The organism is Rhodopseudomonas boonkerdii (assembly GCF_021184025.1).
GTDB lineage: Bacteria > Pseudomonadota > Alphaproteobacteria > Rhizobiales > Xanthobacteraceae > Tardiphaga > Tardiphaga boonkerdii.
On the sequence record NZ_CP036537.1, the window covers coordinates 3,235,436 to 3,259,026 of the forward strand.

22 protein-coding genes are annotated in these 23,591 nt (G+C 60.8%); 10 read left to right on the plus strand and 12 right to left on the minus strand.

Annotated elements, in window-relative coordinates; translation table 11 throughout:
* Positions 1–1,515: an efflux transporter outer membrane subunit gene (locus tag E0H22_RS14785; RefSeq protein WP_233021770.1), complete on the plus strand. Its 1,515-nt coding sequence runs from the start codon at positions 1–3 to the stop codon at positions 1,513–1,515.
* Positions 1,516–2,025: 510 nt separating this feature from the next.
* On the opposite strand, the gene tgt is transcribed toward E0H22_RS14785, so the two are convergent.
* From tgt to coaD, 5 genes are all read right to left on the minus strand, one after another.
* Positions 2,026–3,159: a tRNA guanosine(34) transglycosylase Tgt gene (gene tgt, locus E0H22_RS14790; RefSeq protein ID WP_233021771.1), complete on the minus strand. Its 1,134-nt coding sequence runs from the start codon at positions 3,157–3,159 to the stop codon at positions 2,026–2,028.
* Positions 3,156–4,238 (minus strand): tRNA preQ1(34) S-adenosylmethionine ribosyltransferase-isomerase QueA, encoded by a 1,083-nt coding sequence (gene queA / locus E0H22_RS14795; protein ID WP_233021772.1) that lies wholly within the window; start codon positions 4,236–4,238, stop codon positions 3,156–3,158. The genes tgt and queA overlap by 4 nt, the downstream gene beginning before the upstream one ends.
* 219 nt (positions 4,239–4,457) lie before the next feature.
* Positions 4,458–4,925, minus strand: coding sequence for a peptidylprolyl isomerase (locus E0H22_RS14800; protein ID WP_233026375.1), 468 nt, complete (start codon positions 4,923–4,925; stop codon positions 4,458–4,460).
* A gap of 113 nt (positions 4,926–5,038) precedes the next feature.
* Positions 5,039–5,629, minus strand: coding sequence for a peptidylprolyl isomerase (locus E0H22_RS14805; RefSeq protein ID WP_233021773.1), 591 nt, complete (start codon positions 5,627–5,629; stop codon positions 5,039–5,041).
* A 25-nt stretch (positions 5,630–5,654) separates the two neighbouring features.
* Positions 5,655–6,152, minus strand: a complete 498-nt coding sequence (gene coaD, locus E0H22_RS14810; RefSeq protein ID WP_233021774.1) for a pantetheine-phosphate adenylyltransferase — start codon at positions 6,150–6,152, stop codon at positions 5,655–5,657.
* 326 nt (positions 6,153–6,478) lie between these two features.
* On the opposite strand from coaD, the gene E0H22_RS14815 reads away from it, so the two are divergent.
* Positions 6,479–6,736 carry a hypothetical protein gene (locus tag E0H22_RS14815; RefSeq protein ID WP_233021775.1) on the plus strand — a complete coding sequence of 86 codons (258 nt, stop codon included), beginning with the start codon at positions 6,479–6,481 and terminating at the stop codon, positions 6,734–6,736.
* Positions 6,737–6,826: 90 nt separating this feature from the next.
* On the opposite strand, the gene E0H22_RS14820 is transcribed toward E0H22_RS14815, so the two are convergent.
* From E0H22_RS14820 to E0H22_RS14830, 3 genes are all read right to left on the minus strand, one after another.
* Entirely contained in the window at positions 6,827–8,155 is a 1,329-nt protein-coding gene (locus tag E0H22_RS14820) for a VpsF family polysaccharide biosynthesis protein (RefSeq protein ID WP_233021776.1), read from the minus strand.
* A 117-nt stretch (positions 8,156–8,272) separates the two neighbouring features.
* Positions 8,273–8,959 carry a class I SAM-dependent methyltransferase gene (locus tag E0H22_RS14825; protein WP_233021777.1) on the minus strand — a complete coding sequence of 229 codons (687 nt, stop codon included), beginning with the start codon at positions 8,957–8,959 and terminating at the stop codon, positions 8,273–8,275.
* 302 nt (positions 8,960–9,261) lie between these two features.
* Positions 9,262–10,155, minus strand: a complete 894-nt coding sequence (locus E0H22_RS14830) for a LysR family transcriptional regulator (protein ID WP_233021778.1) — start codon at positions 10,153–10,155, stop codon at positions 9,262–9,264.
* A 149-nt stretch (positions 10,156–10,304) separates the two neighbouring features.
* On the opposite strand from E0H22_RS14830, the gene E0H22_RS14835 reads away from it, so the two are divergent.
* The 4 genes from E0H22_RS14835 (at position 10,305) to E0H22_RS14850 (ending at position 15,500) form a co-directional block, all read left to right on the plus strand.
* On the plus strand, positions 10,305–10,955 hold the full coding sequence (locus E0H22_RS14835) for a hydrolase (RefSeq protein WP_233021779.1): 651 nt from the start codon (positions 10,305–10,307) through the stop codon (positions 10,953–10,955).
* A 130-nt stretch (positions 10,956–11,085) separates the two neighbouring features.
* Complete coding sequence (locus E0H22_RS14840) at positions 11,086–12,486, plus strand: alginate export family protein (protein WP_233021780.1); 1,401 nt, start codon at positions 11,086–11,088, stop codon at positions 12,484–12,486.
* A 41-nt stretch (positions 12,487–12,527) separates the two neighbouring features.
* The gene (locus E0H22_RS14845) at positions 12,528–13,565 is read left to right on the plus strand and encodes an Atu2307/SP_0267 family LLM class monooxygenase (RefSeq protein WP_233021781.1); all 1,038 of its coding nucleotides are present in this window, start codon (positions 12,528–12,530) and stop codon (positions 13,563–13,565) included.
* 105 nt (positions 13,566–13,670) lie between these two features.
* The gene (locus E0H22_RS14850) at positions 13,671–15,500 is read left to right on the plus strand and encodes a monovalent cation:proton antiporter-2 (CPA2) family protein (protein ID WP_233021782.1); all 1,830 of its coding nucleotides are present in this window, start codon (positions 13,671–13,673) and stop codon (positions 15,498–15,500) included.
* Positions 15,501–15,672: 172 nt separating this feature from the next.
* On the opposite strand, the gene E0H22_RS14855 is transcribed toward E0H22_RS14850, so the two are convergent.
* Positions 15,673–16,026, minus strand: coding sequence for a hypothetical protein (locus tag E0H22_RS14855; RefSeq protein ID WP_233021783.1), 354 nt, complete (start codon positions 16,024–16,026; stop codon positions 15,673–15,675).
* A gap of 175 nt (positions 16,027–16,201) precedes the next feature.
* Between E0H22_RS14855 and E0H22_RS14860 the strand changes: the two genes are divergently transcribed.
* Positions 16,202–16,429, plus strand: coding sequence for a hypothetical protein (locus E0H22_RS14860; protein ID WP_233021784.1), 228 nt, complete (start codon positions 16,202–16,204; stop codon positions 16,427–16,429).
* A 156-nt stretch (positions 16,430–16,585) separates the two neighbouring features.
* The gene (locus E0H22_RS14865; RefSeq protein ID WP_233021785.1) at positions 16,586–17,341 is read left to right on the plus strand and encodes a sulfite exporter TauE/SafE family protein; all 756 of its coding nucleotides are present in this window, start codon (positions 16,586–16,588) and stop codon (positions 17,339–17,341) included.
* 170 nt (positions 17,342–17,511) lie between these two features.
* On the opposite strand, the gene gyrA is transcribed toward E0H22_RS14865, so the two are convergent.
* Positions 17,512–20,265, minus strand: a complete 2,754-nt coding sequence (gene gyrA, locus E0H22_RS14870; RefSeq protein WP_233021786.1) for a DNA gyrase subunit A — start codon at positions 20,263–20,265, stop codon at positions 17,512–17,514.
* A gap of 549 nt (positions 20,266–20,814) precedes the next feature.
* Between gyrA and E0H22_RS14875 the strand changes: the two genes are divergently transcribed.
* Positions 20,815–21,078 (plus strand): DUF1127 domain-containing protein, encoded by a 264-nt coding sequence (locus E0H22_RS14875; RefSeq protein ID WP_233021787.1) that lies wholly within the window; start codon positions 20,815–20,817, stop codon positions 21,076–21,078.
* A 15-nt stretch (positions 21,079–21,093) separates the two neighbouring features.
* On the opposite strand, the gene E0H22_RS14880 is transcribed toward E0H22_RS14875, so the two are convergent.
* Together E0H22_RS14880 and E0H22_RS14885 are read right to left on the minus strand one after the other, a co-directional pair.
* Positions 21,094–21,501, minus strand: a complete 408-nt coding sequence (locus E0H22_RS14880) for a DUF2306 domain-containing protein (RefSeq protein ID WP_233021788.1) — start codon at positions 21,499–21,501, stop codon at positions 21,094–21,096.
* A 176-nt stretch (positions 21,502–21,677) separates the two neighbouring features.
* Positions 21,678–22,175, minus strand: a complete 498-nt coding sequence (locus E0H22_RS14885) for a single-stranded DNA-binding protein (protein ID WP_233021789.1) — start codon at positions 22,173–22,175, stop codon at positions 21,678–21,680.
* 447 nt (positions 22,176–22,622) lie between these two features.
* On the opposite strand from E0H22_RS14885, the gene E0H22_RS14890 reads away from it, so the two are divergent.
* Entirely contained in the window at positions 22,623–23,333 is a 711-nt protein-coding gene (locus E0H22_RS14890; protein WP_233021790.1) for an outer membrane protein, read from the plus strand.
* Positions 23,334–23,591: the final 258 nt, after the last annotated feature.

A 23,591-nucleotide genomic window follows, 5' to 3' on the forward strand; every position in this document is an offset into this window, starting at 1 on the left:
ATGGCTGAACGGAGAATGTCGAGAGTGCTGATCCGGGAGACCCGAAACGTGCGTAGAATGCCTCATGGCCGGACGGTCCTCACCATCGTCCTGACGACCTTTCTATCTGGCTGCGCCGTTGGCCCCGACTTCAAAACGCCGGAAGCGCCACACGCAACGTCGTTCCTTCCAAATCACGACAAGGATCTGCCGCGTGGCGACACGGTGCAGGGACGAAAACTGCTTTCCGGGCAAAGCTTACCGCCGGAGTGGTGGGAGCTATTCGGCTCTCCAGCGCTGGACCGTCTGGTACGTGAGGGTCTCGCACATAACCCGGACCTGTTGTCTGCGGAGGCATCCGTGCGCGCAGCACAAGCGAACGCGATGGCCCAACGTGGCGCTCTGTTTCCGGTGATAGATGCTAGTTTCGATGGCAGTCGTCAACGTCCTCCCGGCTTCTTGTCGGATGGAGAAACGGGTGAGAGCACGAGGATATCTCCATACAATGTCACAACGCGGCAGGTCAGCGTATCGTTCGTGCCTGATATATGGGGTGGCTCACGGCGTCTCATCGAAGCCGCAGACGCGGAAACGGAGGTACAGATCTTCCAGCGTGAGGGCGTCTATCTCACACTGGCATCAAACATCGCGCTGGCGGCTATCGAGGAAGCGCGCCTGCGTGGACAAATCGCTGCAACTCATCGTATCATAGATCTTCAGTTGCAGTTCCTGCGTATCCTCCGGCGTCAGAACGAGGAAGGTCAGATTGCCTTGCCCGACGTGGTTGTACAGGAATCGGCAGTCGCGCAGGCTCGCCTTACGCTCCCGCCACTGCAGAAGCAGCTTGCGCAACAGCGTAACCTCCTCGCGAGGCTAACCGGCCGTACTCCGGCCGACCTCGAGGCCGCCGCTTTCGTTCTGAAATCTTTCCGGCTACCTCGAAGCCTGCCAATCAGTTTGCCAGGAGAGCTTGTAAGGCAGCGCCCCGACGTGCGGACCGCTGAAGCGACCTTGCGTGGAGCCAACGCGCAGATCGGTGCAGCACTCGCTGCGCGCCTTCCTCAAGTTACTCTCAGCGGCAATGTCGGCAAAACGCGATCCAACATGCCTGATTTGTCGCCCGGCGGCGCCTTCTGGCTCTTGGCCGGCAATGTTGGACAGAAAGTTTTCGACGCCGGCACGCTATACTTCCACCAACGCGCGGCAGAAGAAACGACAGCAAAGGCAATCTCGGACTACAGAAGCACGGTGCTGACGGCGTTCCAGAATGTCGCGGATGTGCTTCGCGCCCTGCAATCTGACGCAGCCAGCGTACAGGCGGCCACTGCGGCCGAGCAAACCGCGCGGCGAAATATCGAACTGATACGTCGACAAGTCGAGCAGGGACAGATCAGCGTACCGACGTTAATTGTTGCCCAGGAAGCTTATCTGCAAGCATCCCTGGCTCTGATCGACGCACGCGCCTCAAATCTCGCAGACACTGTCGCTCTCTTCCAAGCGCTGGGTGGGGGCTGGTGGAACAGAAAGGACTCGTGACCGACGCTCAAACCAGCATTCGCAGGCAGACGTCGAATTTGCAGACCGGAACAATTCATTATGCGCAAACAAGCAGTGCTCTTGGCGAGCGTTCTCCTCGCTTGTCCGAGCGCCCACGCAAGGTCGATTAACAAAGGTGATCCGTGGGATCCGAGCCACATCAATAACCTGCCGATGATCGTCCGCGATTACGTCACCACGATCTGCAAGGGACCACCACGGGCACAACGCGATTTCGCGACCTATAATCCTCAGGAGCGGCGCTGGAGACTAAACATCGAATATCTGAGATGTGCGGGTCTCGCTCCCAACTTTAGACAGCGAGGCAACTGTCTCAATGTAGATTTTGTCGATGTCGGCTCCGGCTACCGCCTGGCTCGGAAACAGTATGCGGAATGCGGGTACTAATTCGTGGCCTTCGGACATCTCGCATTCGATCTTTGCTCCAGTCATGATCGATCGCGAACCGATGCTCGCGATCCCGTTGCGATGATCGACCGTCAGTCGGCTTTAGCGCGACGCGATATCGCCGCGTGCCCAGCCTTCGCGCGTTTGTGCGCGGAATTCTTCGAAGCTACCGTTTTCAATCGCTGCGCGGATTCCCTGCATCAGCGTTTGATAATAGGCGATATTGATCTCCGATAGCAGCATCGCGCCGAGCGTCTCATTGGCACGCACGAGATGGTGCAGATAGGCACGCGAATAATTGCGTGTAGCCGGCCACGGGCTTTCCTCGTCGAGAGGACGCGGGTCATCTTGATGCCGCGCATTGCGGATATTGATCTGGCCGTACCGCGTAAAGGCCATGCCGTGGCGGCCATTGCGGGTGGGCATCACGCAGTCGAACATATCGACGCCGCGGCCCACCGCTTCCAGAATGTCCTCGGGCGTGCCGACGCCCATCAGGTATCGCGGGCGATCCGTTGGCAGAATCGGCGCGACTTCCTCGATCATCGCCAGCATGACATCCTGCGGTTCGCCGACGGCAAGACCGCCGATGGCATAACCGTGAAAGCCGATATCGATCAGCCCGCGCGCGCTGGCATGGCGCAGCGCCGGCACATCGCCACCCTGGGCGATACCGAACAGCATGTAGCCATCGGGCGCCGTCTCGAACGCCCGCTTGCAGCGCTCCGCCCAGCGCAGCGAAAGCTGCATGGCCCGCTCGATATCGCCACGCTCCGCGGGTAGCCGCACGCATTCGTCGAGCTGCATGGCGATATCTGAATTCAGCAGGCGCTGGATCTCGACGGCACGTTCGGGGGTAAGTTCATATTTCGCGCCGTCGATATGCGAGCGGAAGGTGACGCCCTGCTCCGTGACCTTACGGAGCTGCGCCAGCGACATCACCTGGAAGCCGCCGCTATCGGTCAGCATCGGCCCGTTCCAGGTGGTGAACTTCTGCAGCCCCCCGAGCGCCGCGATACGCTCGGCGCCGGGCCGCAGCATCAGATGATAGGTGTTGCCCAGCACGATATCCGCGCCGGCATCGCGCACCTCGCGCCAATGCAGGCCCTTCATGGCGCCGATCGTGCCCACGGGCATGAACGCCGGCGTCCGTACCATGCCATGCGGCGTGGTCAGTCGGCCGAGACGCGCTGCGCCGGATGTGCCGAGCAGTTCAAAGTGATTGGCGACGGTCATCGATAGCTTTCGTTGCGAAATAGCAGGCTGGCATCCCCATAGGAGTAGAAGCGGTAGCCTGTAGAAATCGCATGGGCATAAGCCGCCTTCATGGTGTCGAGACCCGCGAAAGCGGAGACGAGCATGAAGAGTGTCGAGCGCGGCAGGTGAAAATTGGTAAGCAGGATATCGACCGCGCGAAAGCGATAGCCCGGCGTGATAAAGATCGCGGTGTCGTCGGCAAACGGCCTGATCACTCCATCTTCGCCGGTTGCGCTCTCAAGCAGACGCATGGATGTGGTACCGACTGCGACGATACGACCGCCGGCGGCGTGTGCCGCATTGAGCGCATCCGCCGTCTCGCGCGAAATAGATCCCCATTCGGAATGCATCTTGTGATCAAGGGTATCGTCCACCTTCACGGGCAGGAAGGTCCCTGCCCCCACATGCAGCGTGACGCGATGCAGCCCGACACCGCGCGCCGTCAGCTTTGCTTCAAGCGCCGGCGTGAAGTGCAGACCGGCGGTCGGCGCAGCGACAGCGCCCTCGTTCACCGCAAACATGGTCTGATAGTCAGCCGCATCCTGCTCATCCGCGTCGCGCTTCGACGCGATATAGGGAGGCAATGGCGGCGAACCGAGTTCTGCGATGGCCTGATCCAGCGCCGGGCCGTGGAAGCCGAACGCGAATGTCACCTCGCCCGCCTCGCCTTTGGCTTCCACGGTCGCATCGAGATGGCCGAGCAGGCAGACGCGGCCGTCATGGCCGAAGCGCACCACGTCGCCGGGCGCGAGTTTCTTCGCGGGCTTCACGAAAGCCTGCCAGCGCGAGCCATCGATGCGCTTGATCAGCGTCGCCTCAATCTTCGGCTCGGTATCGCGGCTGATGCGCCGGCCAGTGAGCGAGGCTGCAATCACCTTGGTGTCGTTGACGACAAGCTGGTCGCCCGGCCGCAGCCAGTCCGGCAGATCACCGACAGTGCAATCCTCGAGCACCTCACCCGGCCGCACCACAAGCAGCCGCGCGGACTCGCGCGGCGACGCCGGGCGAAGCGCGATGTTCCCGGATGGAAGCTCGAAGTCGAAAAGATCGGTGCGCATTGACTGGATGTATCACGATTATCGAAGCGTCGCCCGCCCTCCGCCCCTTATGGTGGGGAGGCGCGCAGCGCCGTCTCGAACCATGAGCTGGTGAGGCTCGAAACTCGCCGCCTTCCTTCGAGACGCGCTTCGCGCTCCTCAGGATGAGGGACGGAGTTAGAAACGTGGATGCCCGGCACAAGGCCGGGCATGACGTCGTTATACTAGCAAAAACGCCGATCAGGCTGCCTGATCGGCCGCCATATAGGCTTTCACGATCTTGTCCGGGTTCTGCACCGGCTCGCCACGCTTGATCTTGTCGACGTTCTCCATGCCTTCTGTCACCTTGCCCCAGACGGTGTACTGCTTGTTGAGGAACGAGGCGTCGTCGAAGCAGATGAAGAACTGGCTGTCGCCGGAATCCGGATTGGCGGCGCGGGCCATCGACACGGTGCCGCGCACATGCGGCTCGGCGTTGAATTCGGCCTTTAGCTTCTGCCCCGAACCGCCGGTGCCGATGCCCTGAGGACAGCCTGTCTGGGCCATGAAACCGTCGATGACGCGGTGGAAGACGATGCCGTCATAAAAGCCGTCGCGCACCAGCTCCTTGATCCGGGCGACATGGCCCGGCGCCAGGTCCGGGCGCATCTCGATAGTGACGTTGCCCTGGGTGGTTTCGAGTACCAGCGTGTTGTCGGTGGCCATGATGAACTCTCTTTCGTTAGCAATGCAAATGGTCAGCACACGATGCGGTGTGCTGAGTTAAGCGTGGCACATCTGCGCCACAAGTCGTGATGCGTTAGTTGGCGACCGGATGCGGCTTACTTGATGTCCGAAGCGACCCGCACGGTCACCATCTTGTCCGGATCCGTCACGGCGCCCGAGGCGGAACCCGGAGGCGCCTTCTTGAGCTTGTCCACCACATCCATGCCCGACACGACATCACCGATCACGGTGTATTTGCCATTCAGAGACGAGCCGTCGGCAAACATGATGAAGAACTGCGAATTCGCCGAGTTCGGATCGGAGGTGCGCGCCATGCCGACCACGCCGCGCTTGTAGGGCACCTGCGAGAATTCCGCCGGAAGGTTCGGATACTTCGAGCCGCCAGTGCCGTTGAAGTTCTTGCCGTCGCCGGTCTGCGCCATGAAGCCGTCCATCACGCGGTGGAACGGAACATTGTTATAGTACCCCTCACGCGCCAGCAGCTTGATGCGTTCGGCATGCTGGGGAGCGATGTCGGGGCGCAGTTTGATGATAATGCGGCCCTTAGTCGTATCGATGACGATGGAATTCGCCTTGTCGAGCCCGGCCGGCAGCGGCGCCGATGTGGGAGCCTGGGCGGTGGGCGTCTGCGCGTATACGGGAGCTGCCAATAGCAGCGCGGCTGCAAGGGCGATGGTACGGATCATGGATACTCCGATGCGAAAATGCCGGTTAACTGGCGAATTTGGACTTGAGAGCCTTGGCGACGGCATCCGGCACGAAAGCAGAGACGTCTCCTTGCATGGCAGCGATCTGCCGCACCAGCGTGGCGGTGATGGGGCGGACCGCCACGGAAGCCGGCAGAAACACCGTCTGCACACCCGGCGCCATCGCCTCGTTCATGCCCACGATCTGCATCTCGTAGTCGAGATCGGTGCCGTCGCGCAGGCCGCGGATCATGATGGTGGCGCCGAGTTCCACCGCAAGCGTGGTGGTGAGGTTGTCATAGGTGACGCAGTCGAATTGACAGCCAGCTTTATCGGCGATCGGTCCGAATACCTGCTTGATCATGTCGAGCCGCTCTTCGGTGGAGAACAGCGGCTTCTTGCCGGGATGCACGCCCACGGCGACGACGAGCTTGTCGCAAAGGCCGACGGCATGACGGACCACGTCGAGGTGGCCGTTGGTAACGGGATCGAACGATCCGGGGTAGAGCGCGATACGGGTCATGCGCTCACACCTAGCCTGCCGAAGGTGCCCCCGCAAGCGGCCTTGGTTCCATCCAAGACGCTCCAAGCCACCCGACAATATTTTTCGAATCGGGTCGAACCGGAACGCCGCCCGGAGCGTCTGCTAGGTATCCAGGGACGGCACTGAAAACACTCGCTTTTCGGAGAATTGTGTCGTCGCGGGTGGATCGATGAAACACAGACCAGGCGAAACGAAACCAGTTCGTCCGAGGACGACAATCTGCCGAAACCTGCCCTGGCTAATCAGGCCAGCACAGGGACCGACAAACAACCGGGTCGAAATGACCCGACCGACAGGGGACCATCATGATCAAGGCTCTTTCCGCCGTCGCGATCGCAGCTTTCATTGCCGCAGCCGTCACCATCCTCCCCGGCTTCGCGCCGAGGGTCGAAGCGTCCGTTCCGGTGGCCCTCGCCAAGTCCGATCGTCTGGACGTCAAGGCCGTCGGGTCCGCCTGTTCCGAGCAGGCCTGGCCGAATTTCGAAGCCTCGTGCCTGCGCAGCGCGTCGACGAAGGTGATCAACATTCGCGAGGTTCGCGTGGTGACCGCGGAGCGCCACTAGTCGGCCCAGCGCTTTGCATCAAAGGGCTCTTGGTACGACCGCAGGCCTATCGCTTCAGAATACCCCTGCCCCGCACAGGCCAGCCTTCCTCTAAACGACGTAGCGTGATGACGCGCCATGCCGGCGAAATAGCGCCGATACGACGATCATGAAAAGTGTCAGATTGAGGAAGCGTCCGGCGAAAGATCCGAATGTGTTGACGAGCATCAGATAGACGATCATCGGCACGATGACTCGCGGCTCCAAGCGCCTAAAAGCATCGTAAAAGACAAGCAGCAGACCGAGCAGGATCAGGGACGAGATCACGACGCCCTGATAGATGCTGATATGGACAAAGGGATTTTCGATGCCCCACTCCATGCCGAAGGAATACATCTGCGAGCGGATATAATCGGGATCCGGCCCCCACAGAAAATCCCCCCAGCTGAACGAGCCCCAAAGCGGGAACATTACCAGACGACTGCGAGCGCTACCGCCGTCTTCATTGAACCGTTCGAGCAACTGATCGAAAAAGCCGGCAAGCGCCAGCGCCGTCACGACGGCGATTCCGACCGGCACGGCCGCGATGGCGATCATCACCGTACTACGCGCGTATCGATGGCCGGACGAGAACCGGACGATCTGCCAACAGATCGCGATCGTGAGAATGAACAGCGTCAGAACCAGCGCCGTACGACCGCCGAACGCCACCATGGCTGCGGTCTGCAGCGCAATCATCGGCATCCGCCATCGCGACTTCAACAGTCTGCCGCCCCCGACCAGCAGGCTCACGATATAGGCGCAGGTGATCGTCGCAGCATGCAGGGGATGACCAAGCAATGCCACTGCGCGCGCCTCGGCGATCTGCGTGCCATCCGGCGAATAGGTGGTGAGCGGAAAAACCATGATGCCGGACACCAGCTCGAAGATCGCGAGTGACGCGTTCACGGCAAAAAACGCGTGCAGAAAGCGCTCGAGTTTCACCATGCCTTGGGGCGGCACGAACGGCAGCAACATGCAGCACAGAAACAGATGCAAGTCGGTGTCGAAATACATGCCGAAGCCATTGCGGCCACCGAGAACGATATTGATGAAAGCGAAGGTCGCGGCGCAGAAAAAGAAGATCGATCCGAGCTTGGTCGCAAGATAGTAGTCGATGAGATCGCGCTTGCGCGGATAGGACAGAATGAAAATCGGAAACAGCAAAACGATAAAGTAGGTCGCTGGATGGATCTTGGTGATCTGCGAACCTTCGATCGCGGAATAGTCGTAGCCAAGAAAATCCAGCACCGTTCCGGAGAACAGGAAGACGAGCAAGAAATAGACAACCAGCATCTTCTGGATGTTAGGGCCAGCAAAAGGCAAGTTAAGTCTGACCGACTGCCCCTGCGGCATGGCGCGCGGCATCCGCTCGACGCTATCGGCGACCTGATCGCTCATGATCTTGCTATACGTGGGAAGAGAAAGTCGGCGGCAGCATGCTTAGAATGCTACCAGCGCAGTTAAAATCTCATTAATACATGAGGCAACTATGGCCGTAGCGCAGTCTGGACGCGCCTAGTTGCTCGTCGCCACGAAAGACTTGGGGTAGCCCACCAGACGCTCCACGATGATTTTCGCATTCGGAAACAGACTATCGAACATCGCTCGATCGAGCATACTTGCATGTTCGACCGCCCACATGCCGTCCGTAACCGTTTCAGCCTTGCTCTTCGCCCAGCCGAGTCTGTAGTTCCGTGCGATCCAGAGCTGCATGGGTGCCGGCAGCCAATGGTAGAACGCCATGCTCTGATGCGGTTCCCATGGAAACCAGAAATTCGGTGTCTGGTGAAAGTAATGTGGAGCGACGCGGGTCGTTTCTCGGGCGAAAGCCACCTTGTTATGCCAGTTCCCGACATGCTCGATGACGGAATTGGAGTGGCAGATATCGTAGCTGTTGTCGGCGAAAGGCAGATCGCAGCCATTGCCTTCGACGGCGTTGAACCGCTGCTCGTTCTTAATCGGGCGAATGTCGCCCTTCAGGTTCAGGAGATCGATATGAACATTGTGCCGCGCGAGATAGGCCTCCCCCAGCATTTCCCAATAATATTCCATCCCGCCGACATCGAGGATCCTGACGACCCCTTTCTCGGCATGAACGGTTTCAATCAGGCGACGGAGGGGAGCGCTGCGACGCGCGCGAAAACGCGAGCCAAGGCTGTTTGGATTGTCGTAATCACCAATGATCTGCCCGATACGACGCATGTGGTGCCTCCATATATTCTATTCAGTATGACGCTTCAGTAGACGACCGAAAGATACAAGTCAGCTCAAACAAGCATAGAACTACCGCGAATTGCCCGAGATGCTTAACTCCGTCCAACCACGATCACACAATGAAAGGGTTTCGCGCGGATCTAAAACAGTTCTTTCTCGAACGACTGGCATTTAAATAAATTCTGCAGACGTTGCGTCGAGGCATCGACGTCCCGGCGAGTGCATCACATGCAACCGCAAAGCGATCAGACGCCCAACTCGGTTTGACCGTCCGTGACTTCCGCCTCGACTTAGGGGGCGACACCTGCCGGGCGCGGAGTCTCTGCGAAACACGCGATCAGCATTTCGGTAAGAACCCGCACCTTCCGTGCGGGATGCTGACTTGGTGGACGGAGGACATAGACACCTGCCGGCGGTGGTGGATAGCGTGTCATGACCGCAACCAGCGCGCCGGAGGCGATATAATCGTCGGTGATACCACCCGGCAGCCAGGCGATACCGAGTCCTGCCAATGCGGCGGCGACAAGAGCTGCTCCGTTGTCGGCCTTGAATCGCCCCTGCGGACGAACCGTGACGATCTTATCGCCGTCCATGAACTGCCAGGCTTCCGTGCCCTGCATAAGCGCCTGGTGAGCGATGAGCTCGTCAGGTGTCTCGGGCGCTCCTTGCGCTTTGATATAATCCGGGCTCGCGACCAGCTTCCCGTAAAGCGGCCCGACATGGCGCGCGATCAGGTTGGAATCCTGCAAATAACCGAACCGGATCGCACAATCGAATCCCTCTGCGATCAGATCGACAAAGCGATCGCTGTAAACGGCGTGGATGTGAAGTTGCGGATGGCGCCTTGCCATGTCCGCGAGCACGGACGCCAGATGTGTTGGGCCGAAAGTCAGCGGCGCGGCTACGCGCAATCGACCGCAAAGCTCGCCGTCCGGCAGGATCAATTCCCGGGCTGTGTCGATCTCGGCACAGGCGCGCGCCGCATGATCGCGAAACATGATGCCAGCTTCCGTGAGAGCAGCGCCACGCGTGGTACGCGCCAGAAGCTGAACACCGAGTTCCGCTTCGATGCGTGCGAGCTGACGACTGACAATTGACTTTGAGACGCCAAGCCGCCGCGCGGCGGGCGATACACCACCAGCATCGGCCACTTCCACGAATGTCCTGAGCTCTTCGATATCCAATTCGGCGTTCCCCGTTCCGCGACACAGCTTGGCAAGAGGGGGCACTATCGCATTACCGATACGAACGGCAATACCTCCGTCGGACAACGTCGCCGTTGGCGCATGCCCCCTAACCCACCTCACTTACAACGGCAGCAGAGGATGTATTCATGACTTTTCGCAATGGTCTTGCGTCGCTTCTTCGCCCCGAAGACTCGGTTCTCGTTCTGATCGACCATCAGCCCTTCCAGATGGCCAACCTGAACAGCCACGAACCGCAGATGGTGATCAACAACACTGTGGGTCTGGCCAAGGCCGCCAAGCTTTTCGGCGTCCCCACAATTCTCACGAGCGTACTCGTCGAACGTGGCGGTGTCCTGTTTCCGCAGATCACCGATGTCTTCCCTGGACAGGAGGTGATCGACCGGACCTGGGTCAACACCTGGCAAGATCCGAAGGTGGTGGACGTGGTGAAGGCGACGGGCCGCAAGCAACTGATCATCGCCGGCCTGTGGACCGAAGTCTGCGTCGCGATGCCCACGATCCAGGCCCTCGGCGAGGGCTGGGATGTCACGGTCGTCACTGACGCCTCCGGCGGCATATCGATCGAGGCGCACGAGGTCGCGATCCAGCGCATGATCCGAGCCGGCGCCAACATGATGACCTGGTTCGCGGTGCTGGCCGAATGGCAGCGCGACTGGGCCCGGCTGGACACCGTGCCCGGACTGACGGACATCATGATCCAGCATGGCGGCGGCAGCGGCATCGCCTATGTGTGGGAGCAGCAGCTGCTGAACACGCCGGCGCCAAAAGCTAACTGAGCAAAAGGACGGCGCGACCGCGCGAGCATTGCCCGCGCATCGCGGTCTCGCCGCCCATCTCAGCGCAACAGCAGCGGGAACGAGCTGTCCGATCCCGATATCTGACTGCCATCGTCGATGAAAACGCCAGATGATCAAGTTCAGCTTCGTCCTTGCGGCGACGATCGCCGCGACGACTACATTCGTTCGGGCACAGGTCGGCACGGATGTCGAGCGCGCACCGACGCTGACGAACGAGCGATATGTCGAGGATTGGTCCTATCTCGCCGATCCATCGCGGCGAACCGGCCATTGGACGGAGCCGTTCAAATACATCCCGTTGGACGAGCATGGATTGGTCTATCTCACCACAGGCATGGAGGCCCGGTCGCGTTATGAAGGTTATACGAACGTCAATTGGGGATCGGCGCCGAACGATAGTTATATCTGGCACCGGTTCATGCCCTATGCCGACCTTCACGCGGGCAAGGTGCGGCTTTTTACCCAACCGATCTTCTCGGAGATCACGGGCACCGACCGGCCCGTGCGTCCGGTCGATACGACCGGCGCCGATATGCTTCAGGCGTTCGGCGAGATCGAAATGGATGTCGGAGACCGTACCGCGCTGCGGATGTCGGCAGGGCGCAAGCTGATGTCGCTGGGCGCCGGCCGCTTCATCGACACCCGCTACGGTCCCAATGTCCCGCAGGCCTTCGACGGTCTTGACGCGGTCGTGACATCGGCAGATCGGCAAGTGACCGTCCTATATGCGCGTCCCATTGATAACTTTCCGGGCGACTTTGATGACCGGCCGTCGCGCCAAAAGTCCGTCTGGGGCGCTTATGCGACAGAATGGCTGAGGGAGAACCGGTCGATCGGTGTCGATGTCTACTATCTCGGCCTGCTGGATCGCGATGCTATTTTCGACCAAGGCTGCGGCAGAGAGCGAGCACATACGTTCGGAACGAGAATTTTCGGCGACACGGGCACATGGTTCTGGAATGTCGAAGGCGCATTGCAACGCGGGTCTTTCGGCACGCATCGTGTGGCGGCATGGGGCATTGGTGGCGAATTCGGCTATCGTTTCCTGCAAACGTGGCTACAACCGGAAGTCCGGTTCATGAGCGATGTCATCTCGGGCGACAACAACCCGGACGATCCCAATCTCGAGACGTTCAATCCGCTGTTTCCAAGAGGCAAGTATTTCGGCGCCTTGTCTCCGGTCGGACCGCGCAACCTCATCCAGGTCCGGCCGTCGATTTCTGTCCATCCGCGCAGGGATGTTGCAGTCTCGCTCACCGGGGGCGCCTTTTGGCGACAGAGCGCCGCCGACGGCATCTATGGCGTTCCCGGAAACCTCGTACGGAGCGGCAAAGGCAGCGATGCGCGCTTCATTGGACATCAGGTCGAACTGTCCGTGGCGTGGCAGGCCACGGCCGAGCTCAACCTGTCGGCATCGTTGAGTACCTTCGAACCGGGACGTTTCATATCAGACACCGGGCCTTCGCAGACCATCACATTGATCAGTCTGATGGCGAACTTCCGGTTCTAGGACTGAAGCTGCCTGATTGACGAATTTGACAAGGAGCTCTGATGGAAATCGGTATCGACAGTTTTGCGGCCATCCTCCCCGATTCCGCAACAGGCCAGCCGCCTGCGGCAACTGACCGCATGGCCGATCTTCTCGCGGAGGTCGAAGTGGCCGACCGTGCCGGACTCGATGTGTTCGGCATCGGCGAGCATCACCGCGCCGAGTTCCTCGATTCAGCGCCGGCGATCATCCTGGCCGCAGCAGCAGCGCGCACCCAGAATATCCGGCTGACGAGCGCGGTGACAGTGCTGAGCGCCGCCGACCCCGTGCGGGTGTTTCAGGAATTCGCCACCCTCGATCTGATTTCGAAAGGGCGCGCGGAACTCGTTGTCGGCCGTGGCTCGTTCGGCGAGGCCTATCCGCTGTTCGGTATGGACCCGCGGGACTATGACGAACTGTTTGCGGAGAAGCTCGATCTGTTCCTGAAACTCGGCGAGACCAAGCACCCGATCTGGAAAGGTCGCTTCCGCTCGGCGCTCGAAGGTCAGGGGATCTATCCCCGCCCCCATCAGCCGCGACTGCCGCTCTGGATCGGTGTTGGTGGCACGCCGGCATCCTTCGTGCGCGCCGGCACGCTTGGCCTGCCGCTGATGGTCGCGATCATCGGCGGGACTTTCGAACGCTTTCGCCCGCTCGTCGATCTCTACCGCGAAGCCGGCATCCGTGCTGGGCACGATCTCGACAAGCTTAAACTCGGCGTACATGCGATGGGTTTTGTTGGCGAAACCGACGCGGCAGCCAGGGATGCGTTCTTCCCCGGCTGGGCGCATCTGACCGCGAAGATTGGCCGCGAACGCGGCTGGTCGCCGCCGTCGCGCCAGCAATTCGACGCCATGGCCGGCCCGGAGGGCTCGTTCCTGGTTGGCGCCCCCCGTACAGTTGCCGCCAAGATGCGCCACGCGAACGAAGCACTCGGCGGTGTCGCGCGCATCACCTTCCAGATGAGCACCGCCTCGCTCGAAACCGCCGCCATGAAGCGCTCGATCGAGCTTCTCGGCACCGAAGTTGCGCCGATCATACGGTCTCAAGCCCAACTGTGACCGGTTCCATCTCCGGTCCTTGCCCGCGACGCGCCACACAGGCATATGCACACGAGGCTGCATGCACCGGGCAGAGCCGCCCGGCCGATCAATGAAAGAGGTCTTATGGCGGACGCTTCCGGTTTCAACTTGGGACACGCTATCGTCCTGCTGGGTGCGGCCACCGTCGCGGTACCTCTGTTCAAGCGCCTGGGGCTCGGCTCCGTCCTCGGCTATCTCACCGCAGGTCTCGCCGTAGGACCGTTCGGTCTAGGCCTGTTCCACGATCCCGAGACACTGCTGCATACGGCCGAACTCGGCGTCGTCATGTTCCTCTTCATCATCGGACTCGAAATGCGCCCGTCGAAGCTGTGGAAGCTGCGGCGGCAAATCTTTGGCCTCGGCGCCGCGCAGGTCATCGCCTGCGGCTTGCTGCTCACGCTGGTCGGCATGGCCGCGGGCCTCGCTTTTCCCGTCGCCATGATCGGCGCCATGGGTTTTGTACTGTCCTCCACCGCCGTCATCATGCAGCTGCTGGAGGAGCAGGACGAGACCACGACGCCCGAGGGCCAACGCGCCATCGCGATCCTGCTGCTGGAAGATCTCGCGATCGTGCCGCTGCTGGCGCTCGTCGCAGTGTGGGGCGCCGCCGAGGCGCCGGCCGCCGCGACGACCAAGCCCGCATGGCAGAGCATCGGCATTGCCCTCGCCGGCCTCGCGGCACTGATTGCCGCTGGCCGTTGGCTGCTGGATCCGTTCTTCCGCATCATCGCCCGCGCCGGCGCTCGCGAGGTGCTCACGGCCTCCGCGCTGCTGGTCGTGCTCGGCTCCGCCGTGTTCATGCAGAGCGTCGGCCTCTCCATGGCGATGGGCGCCTTCCTCGCCGGCGTCCTCCTTTCGGAATCCAATTTCCGCCATCAGCTCGAAGCCGACATCGAGCCGTTCCGCGGCATCCTTCTCGGCCTATTCTTCCTCAGTGTCGGCATGTCGCTGGATCTGCGCATCGTCGCCAGCGAATGGATCATGGTGCTGGGCGGGGTCCTGGCCTTCATGATCGTCAAGGCGATCGGCATTTACGCCATCGCGCGCCTGACGAAATCGGACCATGCTGCGGCGAGCCACCGCGCCGCGCTGTTCGCGCAAGGCGGCGAATTCGCTTTCGTGCTCTATGCGGCAGCGCTCGCCGCCGGCATCTTCGACGCCCGCGCCTCCGCCGTCATGAGCGCCATCGTGATCCTGTCCATGGCGCTGACGCCGATCGTACTGCTCGTCCATGGGCGCATACGCTCCCCCGCCCCCGTCTCCATGGACGGCATCGACAAGGCCGACGGCCTGCGCGGCCGCGTGCTCTTCATCGGATTCGGTCGTTTCGCACAGGTGGCGAGTCAGGCCTTGCTGGCGCGCGATATCGAACTGTCCCTCATCGAGAGCGACGTGGACATGATCCGCGCCGCAGGCAATTTCGGCTTCAAGATCCATTATGGCGACGGCACCCGTCTCGACGTGCTGCGCGCATCGGGCGCGGCCACGGCAGAGGCGATCCTGATCTGTGTCGACAAGCCGGAGGCCGCGGATCACATCGTCGAACTCTGCCGCTCGGAATTTCCGCTGGCCAAACTCTATGTCCGCTCATTCGACCGCGGCCATTCGTTGCGTCTGATCAAGGCCGGTGTCGAATTCCAGATTCGCGAGACCTTCGAGTCCGCGCTGGTGTTCAGCGAGGCCGTCCTGAAAGGCCTCGGCCTTGAAGAGGAAGCGGCGCGCGAGTCCATCGCGGAGGTCCGCGAGCGCGACGCGCAGCGCGTGGAGTTGGAAGTCATCGGCGGTCTGGAAGCCGGCCGCAAGCTGATCCGCGGTAATGCGGAGACGCCGGAGCCAAGCCCGTTCTTCAAGACACGACCGGCGAGTGGGGAAAACACAGACGAGAATGTGCTGGGAGCTGCTGCAAAATCGTAGTGAGAATGGCGCGTTGCGCGATCCGGCGACAGAGCTTCAACGGGATCGAACCACCAATCCATCGCCCTTGAAATAGCAACGCCGCAGGTGCGCCTCCGATCGCTGTAAAAGAGGGAAGCTAAATGAAAAACTTCACGGACACAGGACGAGCAGTTATAGAATCTGGACATGTCTATGCGGCGATAAGTCTAGCTTTGGCTTTGCCCGACATTTTCTCGTCACAGCGTTCACGAGCAAGGATCGCAATTGTCCCGCGCCAATGGCGTTGATAAACCTGAAAGATGAGGGGAATTGCGCTGTGCATCGCCGGAATGCTTTTAACCGGCTGCTCCATTGATCCTGGGGCGACTTTGGCACCGGACATGATCAAGGACCGAGCACCCGGAGCCGCCGCAACAGAACCGGCGCCTGAAATGCGCGCCATGCTGTAAACGAGGATGGGAGAGTTCTTCCTGGCGCAATCGTCTGCGTCGAACGTCTGTTTCTCGATGCCGCGCCGGACCAAGCTTGGCTGGTCAGCCTGCATTCGCGCAATGTTGATTAGCGCGGTGGGAAATTCGCTCGGAGACCAAACCTTTCTGGTTATCATAGAGGGCGGAAAGCCAATGCGAAATGAAAACGTTTCCTGCGGCTCAGACCGGTGTTCTCAGGAAGCCTACGAGCAGCTTTGACTTTCGCGCTCATGGAATAGGACGGAAAGGATGCCTCACGCTCGGATCAAGCGGTATGCTGGCCAAACAATCTTCATCGTATTCAGCTTTCTCGCATTCGTATCGCTTGCCGGCGCGGCAGTGACTATCGGCTCCTTGGGAGTGCCCAATGCAGATATCGCTGGTGCTCTTCGCAAAGCACTCATTGCTACGGGCATGTCTGCCGTGTTCTTCACCACCGGGTATTTTGCCCGCCGCATCCTGACTCGTGAGGCGTAATCTCACGCTCCCGAGTAATCCGCACTGAAGGCCCCTATCGAGATCGCACCACCGGAAACTGCACGTCAGCGGTTGAGAATTTGCCCGGTGTTGTGCGAACTTCTAGAATCAAGAACGCGCGGCGGAGACCGCGAACGACAGGGGCGGGAGAAAACGATGGATGCAATCTCCGCATCTACACTATCAGCCGCCGGCGTCATCGGCGGAATCGTGAATGCGATCGCCGGCGGCGCAACATTGATCACCTTTCCAGCAATGATCGCGGTTGGATTGTCTCCAATGATCGCCAACGCTTCAAACGCTGTAGCAGTCGTGCCGGGCCACCTAATGGCGGCCCTCGCGGACCGGTCACGATGGCCGAACTGGGATTCTCTTACGCAGAAGGCCATAGCTGCATCAGCATGCGGAGGCACGCTCGGCGCGCTCCTCTTACTCGCTAGTTCAGATCGCATATTCGTTTTGCTAGTGCCGGCGCTCGTCGGGATTGCTACTTTGATCTTTGCATTTGGCCGGAAGATTCAAGAAAGACTGAACCATCATCGCGCAACGGAGAGCGAGCACATCCGACCTGTACTTCTCTTTTTGGCTGCCATTTATGGTGGCTATTTTGGCGCAGGACTAGGCGTCATGCTTCTAGCCGTGCTTACAATTACCGGCCGAGAGGATGTCAGGACCGCAAATGCTCTGAAGAACGTACTTGCCACTGCGGTCAGCTTCGCGACGATCACGATCTTTGTTATTCGGAACGCGGTTAGCTGGCCAGAGACTTTGATCATGCTTGCAGGAGCGCTCATTGGCGGCTTGCTTGGAGGCCGTCTTTTCGCCGTGCTGCCCGCGCCGATAGTCCGTGGCGCCATTGTTGTGATTGGAGGCGCGATGACCGTAATCTACATTTGGCGGTATTGGCTGTAGCCAATCATACACTTATGACCAAGGAGCGTCATCCCTTACCGTCGATCCGTAGCAAGAGCGTCGGGCCGGCCCCACCTTGAGCAATAAGCGCGCGTCTTACCCGTACAGAAAAGCCCGCAGCATAGCCGCGGGCTTTTTGCTTCACGCATCGTAAACTGCCACGAAGAGCCTCAACCCTCCACCTCCGGCGCAGCCCCACCCGCCTCAGGCTCCTCGCCCTCGCCGGCTTCGCCGATATGCTCCACCGACACCACGTGCTCGTCGTCCGCGGTGTTGAACACGATGACGCCCTGGGTGGAGCGGCCGGCGACGCGGATGCCTTCGACGGGACAGCGGATCAGCTGCCCCTTGTCGGTGACCAGCATGATCTGGTCGCTGTCTTCCACCGGGAAGGAGGCGATCAGCTTGCCATTACGCTCGTTCACCGACATGGCGACGATGCCTTTGCCGCCGCGGCCGGTGGTGCGATATTCGTAGCTCGAAGTGCGCTTGCCATAGCCGTTGATGGAAACGGTGAGCACCACCTGTTCCGCAGCGCCGAGTTCCGCATAGCGCTCCTGCGACAGCTGAACGGCACCGGACGTCTCTTCGCCCTCGGCCTCGACAGCCGACTCGTCGGCCACAGCTTCGCCCGCCACCGCGCGGCGCATTTTCAGATAGGCCGAACGCTCGTCCGAGGTCGTCTCCACATGGCGCAGGATCGACAGCGAGATCACCTTGTCGCCTTCGGCCAGCGCAATGCCGCGTACGCCCATGGAGCTGCGGCCCTGGAACACGCGAACATCGGTGACCGGGAAGCGGATGCACTGGCCGCCGCCAGCGGTCAGCAGCACGTCGTCATGCTCGGTGGCGATCTGCACGTCGACGATGCTCTCGCCCTCGTCCAGCTTCATGGCGATGATGCCGGAGCGGCGGACATCGACGAAGTCCGATAGCTTGTTGCGCCGGACATTACCGCCGGTGGTGGCGAACATCACGTCGAGCGTATCCCAGGTGCTCTCGTCCTCGGGCAGCGGCATGATGGTGGTGATGCGCTCGCCCTGCTCCAGCGGCAGGATGTTGATCATCGCCTTGCCGCGACCGTTCGGCGGCGCGATCGGCAGGCGCCAGACCTTCTCCTTGTAGACCTGGCCGCGCGACGAGAAGAACAACACTGGCGTATGCGTGGAGGCCACGAATAGGCGCGAGACAAAATCCTCGTCACGCGTCGCCATACCGGAGCGGCCCTTACCGCCGCGGCGCTGCGCCCGATAGGTCGAGAGCGGCACGCGCTTCACATAGCCATGATGCGACACCGTCACCACCATGTCCTCGCGCTGGATCAGGTCCTCGTCCTCGACCTCGCCTTCCTGCTCGACGATCTCCGTCTTGCGCGGCGTGGCGAACTCCGCCTTCACGGCACCGAGTTCGTCCTTGACGATGCCCTGCACGCGCGCACGCGAACGCAGGATGTCGAGATAGTCGGCGATCTCGATGGCGAGTTTATCAAGTTCGTCAGAGATTTCCTCGCGACCGAGCGCCGTGAGGCGTGCAAGGCGGAGCTCGAGAATGGCCTTGGCCTGTTCGAAGGACAAACGCGCGGTACCGTCCGGATTGATGCGGTGACGCGGATCGTCGATCAGCGTAATCATCGCCTCGACATCCTTCGCCGGCCAGTCGCGCGACATCAGGGTCTCACGCGCCGTGTTCGGGTCGGGTGAATAACGGATCACACGGATGATCTCGTCGATATTGGCGACGGCGATGGCGAGGCCGACCAAGATATGCGCCCGGTCGCGCGCCTTGTTGAGGAGGAATTTCGTACGCCGCGTAACGACCTGCTCGCGGAAGCCGACGAAGATCGTCAGCAGGTCCTTCAGATTGAAGACCTGCGGGCGACCGCCATCCAGCGCCACCATGTTGGCACCGAAATTGGTCTGCAGCGGCGTGAACTTGTAAAGCTGGTTGAGCACGATGTCCGGCACGGCGTCGCGTTTCAGCTCGACGACTACGCGATAGCCGTCACGGTCGGATTCATCGCGCAGATCCGAGATGCCATCGATCTTCTTCTCGCGCACGAGTTCGGCGATGCGCTCGACCATGGTGGCCTTGTTCACCTGATACGGCACTTCGGAAATGATGATCGCCTCGCGATCCTTGCGGATCGGCTCGATCGAGACTTTGCCGCGCATCACAATGGAGCCACGGCCGGTGTGGTAGGCGGTGCGGATACCGGCGCGACCGAGAATGATGCCGCCGGTCGGGAAGTCCGGGCCCGGAATGATCTTGTTGAGATCGTCGATGGAGAGCGAGGGATCGTCGATCAACGCCACGCAAGCATCGATACATTCGCCGAGATTGTGCGGCGGAATGTTGGTCGCCATGCCAACAGCGATGCCACCGCCGCCATTGACCAGAAGGTTCGGGAATTTCGCGGGAAGAACCTTCGGCTCTTTTTCCGACGAGTCGTAGTTGTCCTGATAGTCGACGGTGTCCTTGTCGATATCGTCGAGCAGCGTCTGCGCGATCTTGGTGAGGCGCGATTCCGTGTAGCGCATCGCGGCCGGCTGATCGCCGTCGATGGAGCCGAAATTGCCCTGGCCGTCGATCAGCGGCACGCGCATGGAAAAGTCCTGCGCCATGCGCACCAGCGCGTCATAGACCGATTGGTCGCCATGCGGATGATACTTACCGATGACGTCGCCGACGGTGCGCGCCGACTTGCGGAACGGCTTGTTGTATTCGAAGCCGTTCTCGTACATCGCATAGAGGATGCGCCGATGCACCGGCTTGAGGCCGTCGCGGGCGTCGGGCAGCGCGCGCGCCACGATCACGCTCATGGCGTAATCGAGATACGAACGCTTCATCTCGTCGAGGATGGATACGGGACGGATATCCGAGGGAACCGGCGGCTCCCCAGGCTTCTGGTCTTCGTTGTCGGACAAGGTTGTTTCCGGTCAGATTCGGGTGCGACTCATATAGCGTAAAGCACGCGCGTAGGCCACCCCGACAACCTCCGAGGCAAGTGATTTTCGACCTTATCTTTCAATCAGTTACGGCGCTCGCAAGGAAGAAACGGCAAGATTGGTGGAAGCCGTACAAATCGCGTGAGAAACGGCGGGATCCTGCAGCAATCTTGCGGCCGTACAGCGGCGGGCCAGAGGCAAGCACCGGCTCACGGATCATGCCGCTTGGGGGCAGACGACGGGCTCGCGGACACGTCACTTCGCAATCTTCGAGACTCGCAAGCACGCACTAGTGAAAGAAACGCAGAAAACAACCATTGATTTATGGGCGGCATCATAGTATGCGGCCATCATGAATATGTTTGTGCGCATCTCCAATCGCAAATCGATGACCCGCCTTTGCTGGGCCATGGAAGGAGTCATGCGCTAGGACGTTCAAAGCCGCTATCTTCTTCGACAGGCCCCGCCGGCATCGGACGGGGCTTTTGTTTTGGCCTCGCCTGCCGTGCGCAACAGCAGGAGTGACCGATGCCAATCCAATTCACACCGCCAGCAACCGGGACCGGCGATGCCGCCGCACCATCGGCGCTGCGGGCCGCCGCTTTCTTGAAGCCGTGCTGGCACTGGTTTCAGGAGCAGTGCCGATGCCGCGAGCCAGGCATCTCGCTGCATGATCTCAGCGAAAGAGAACTGATAGATATCGGCATGACGCGCGCGGAGATCGACCACATCACCGCGCATCGTCGCCTCGATCGGCTTCGCGATGGCATGGCATATCCTTGGATGTGCTGAAGCACCGAAGCCTAATTAGCGGCCGGCGAACACCACCGTGTGCATGACGCGCCCCGGCACCATCGTGAACAAGCCGGCGATCACCAGCGCGCCGATGAAGATCGACACCATCGTGATGGCATGCGCGCGCACGCGGTGCCGGCGCGCGTGAAGGACGCCGACCACCAGCATGATCGGCGTAAGGATCGAGAGCAGATGGATCGGGCTCCAGTCACGCCACAGCCGATAGCTATCGCCATGAATCCAGAACGAGCTGATCGCCGTAATGGCCAGCAATAGCACCCATAGCCAGCCCATCACCCGATGCGACAACGTGCCCTTGGGGGCAGCGAGTTGAACGACGCCAAGCGCAAATCCTGCCATGGCTGCGAAGGCATGCAACGGGATCGGCGCGGCGGCATCGAGCAGAGGCTGGAGCGACATGTGATCACGGATCCAAGAGAATGATGCAAGCAATTCTCGCACAAATCTTTCCAATGTAAAGATATCGCGCTCATCCACATTGCGGCAGCCATCGCGCCCATTCATCCACCCGAAAAGAAAACGCGCCGCGAGCAATCGCTCGCAGCGCGCCGAGGTGTCGTTAGCAATGCGGTGGATCAGAACGGGATGTCGTCATCCATATCGCTGCGACCGCCGGCCGGCGCGGCGGCCACGCGGCGCGGCGGCGGGCTGGACTGGCCGCCGCCAAAACTGTCGCCCATGTCGTCGCCGCCATAGCCGCCACCACCGCCCGAGCCCCCGCCGCGGCCGTCGAGCATGGTCAGCGTCGCGTTGAACCCCTGCAGCACGACTTCGGTCGTGTATTTTTCAGCACCGGACTGGTCGGTCCATTTGCGGGTCTGCAACGCGCCCTCGATGTAAACCTTGGCGCCCTTCTTCAGATACTGCTCCGCCACCTTGGCGAGCCCCTCGCTGAAGATGACCACGCGATGCCATTCGGTTTTCTCCTTGCGCTCGCCGGTTGCCTTGTCGCGCCAGGTATCCGAGGTCGCCACCGTGAGATTGACCACCGGATTGCCGTTCTGCATGCGGCGGACCTCGGGATCCTTGCCGAGATTGCCGACCAAAATCACCTTGTTGACGCTACCCGCCATGCCACTCTCCTAACTCTCGAATCTGAATTGCTGATCGGATGCCGACGTCCAAGCCCGGCACCAAAGTGCCGGCTGTGCGCAACCGTGCCGATATCGACCCTATACGGTCCGTCCCCGCGGGACGTCCCCGCACCGCGGGTTATCCACCACGACGTCACTCTAGTATGTTCCCTTAATGTTCTCAAGCAGCAGAATTCGCGCGACGGTATCGTGGCAGCGCGGGGCAGACGGCCCCGTGAACTCCAGCGCACCCGATTCGTACAACCGGCCTAGGCAACTGTTTCCGCTTACCTTTTACTTACGTCCAATCCAAGGACAACGTATGCGAGTGTGGCTTTTAAGTGACTGCATTTTGACGGGACTCGCCTATAGTCCAACCAGGGATTGAATTCGGCGTTCACGCCGGGGGAATGGTTTCGCTGCGAAACCGCACTGGGGAGACTTCAGATGAAGAAGATTTTGCTTGCTTCGGCTGCCCTCGTTGTTCTCGGCGCTTCTGCGGCTTCCGCCGCTGATCTGGCTGCCCGCCCCTATACCAAAGCTCCGCCGATGCCGGTCGCCGTCGCCTACAACTGGTCCGGCTTCTACGCCGGTGTCATGGGCGGCTATGGCTGGTCCGACCGTTACCGCATCGATGGCTTCGCGTTCACCACCAATGACATCAAGGGTGGCTTCGGCGGCGGCACCATCGGCTACAACTGGGCGATCCCGGGCGGCAACTGGCTGTGGGGTCTCGAAGTCGATGCCGCGGCATCGGACATGAAGTACAGCGACACCATTCTCGGCATCGTCACCGTCGAGGACAAGATCCGCTCGTTCGGCAGCGTCACGGGACGTCTCGGCGTCACCGCCGGCGCGGCGCTGTTCTACGCCAAGGGCGGTTACGCATGGGCTGACAACCGCATTTCCATCGCCATCCCCGGCGCTTCCGCCTCGCAGAGCAAGGTTCACTCGGGCTGGACCGTGGGCGCCGGCGTCGAATACATGTTCGCACCGAGCTGGTCGCTCAAGGGTGAATATATGTATGCCGATTACGGCAACGCCGCCTATGGCGACCCGAATGTCGGCTTCACCAATGTGGGCCTGACCACACACACTGTGAAGGGCGGTATCAATTACCACTTCAACTGGGGCGGCCCGGTCATCGCCAAGTACTGAGCTTCGAAAAACAAGTCTTCGAAAGGCCGGCAGCAATGCCGGCCTTTTTCTTTGCCCGCTATTTGCCCGCGCCCTTTCCGAAAGCAGGTCTCCTCTGCACCCCCACGGCCAACAAAGTGCTGGAGACCGCGCGAGAGCACTGGAAATCCCTCCCCGTTCTTCCTATGTTCCGGACACACTCAATTCGGCGTTGATCCCGGTGCCCCGGCGAGACGCGCCCGCATGTGGCGCGCACGGCGTGCCGGGGAATGCATTGCG

Excerpts from the sequence above, each read along its gene's own strand:
- tgt (WP_233021771.1), bottom strand. The coding sequence starts at position 3,159 with ATGACCGTCGCCAATCACTTTGAACTGCTCGGCACATCCGGCGCAGCG.
- coaD (WP_233021774.1), bottom strand. The coding sequence starts at position 6,152 with ATGACCCGTATCGCGCTCTACCCCGGATCGTTCGATCCCGTTACCAAC.
- E0H22_RS14890 (WP_233021790.1), top strand. The coding sequence starts at position 22,623 with ATGAAGAAGATTTTGCTTGCTTCGGCTGCCCTCGTTGTTCTCGGCGCT.
- E0H22_RS14815 (WP_233021775.1), top strand. The coding sequence starts at position 6,479 with ATGATCAAGGCTCTTTCCGCCGTCGCGATCGCAGCTTTCATTGCCGCA.
- E0H22_RS14820 (WP_233021776.1), bottom strand. The coding sequence starts at position 8,155 with ATGAGCGATCAGGTCGCCGATAGCGTCGAGCGGATGCCGCGCGCCATG.
- E0H22_RS14880 (WP_233021788.1), bottom strand. The coding sequence starts at position 21,501 with ATGTCGCTCCAGCCTCTGCTCGATGCCGCCGCGCCGATCCCGTTGCAT.
- E0H22_RS14785 (WP_233021770.1), top strand. The coding sequence starts at position 1 with ATGGCTGAACGGAGAATGTCGAGAGTGCTGATCCGGGAGACCCGAAAC.
- E0H22_RS14845 (WP_233021781.1), top strand. The coding sequence starts at position 12,528 with ATGGAAATCGGTATCGACAGTTTTGCGGCCATCCTCCCCGATTCCGCA.
- E0H22_RS14855 (WP_233021783.1), bottom strand. The coding sequence starts at position 16,026 with ATGCAGGCTGACCAGCCAAGCTTGGTCCGGCGCGGCATCGAGAAACAG.
- E0H22_RS14825 (WP_233021777.1), bottom strand. The coding sequence starts at position 8,959 with ATGCGTCGTATCGGGCAGATCATTGGTGATTACGACAATCCAAACAGC.
- E0H22_RS14865 (WP_233021785.1), top strand. The coding sequence starts at position 16,586 with ATGGATGCAATCTCCGCATCTACACTATCAGCCGCCGGCGTCATCGGC.
- E0H22_RS14860 (WP_233021784.1), top strand. The coding sequence starts at position 16,202 with ATGCCTCACGCTCGGATCAAGCGGTATGCTGGCCAAACAATCTTCATC.
- E0H22_RS14875 (WP_233021787.1), top strand. The coding sequence starts at position 20,815 with ATGCCAATCCAATTCACACCGCCAGCAACCGGGACCGGCGATGCCGCC.
- E0H22_RS14850 (WP_233021782.1), top strand. The coding sequence starts at position 13,671 with ATGGCGGACGCTTCCGGTTTCAACTTGGGACACGCTATCGTCCTGCTG.
- E0H22_RS14835 (WP_233021779.1), top strand. The coding sequence starts at position 10,305 with ATGACTTTTCGCAATGGTCTTGCGTCGCTTCTTCGCCCCGAAGACTCG.
- E0H22_RS14885 (WP_233021789.1), bottom strand. The coding sequence starts at position 22,175 with ATGGCGGGTAGCGTCAACAAGGTGATTTTGGTCGGCAATCTCGGCAAG.
- E0H22_RS14840 (WP_233021780.1), top strand. The coding sequence starts at position 11,086 with ATGATCAAGTTCAGCTTCGTCCTTGCGGCGACGATCGCCGCGACGACT.
- queA (WP_233021772.1), bottom strand. The coding sequence starts at position 4,238 with ATGCGCACCGATCTTTTCGACTTCGAGCTTCCATCCGGGAACATCGCG.
- E0H22_RS14805 (WP_233021773.1), bottom strand. The coding sequence starts at position 5,629 with ATGATCCGTACCATCGCCCTTGCAGCCGCGCTGCTATTGGCAGCTCCC.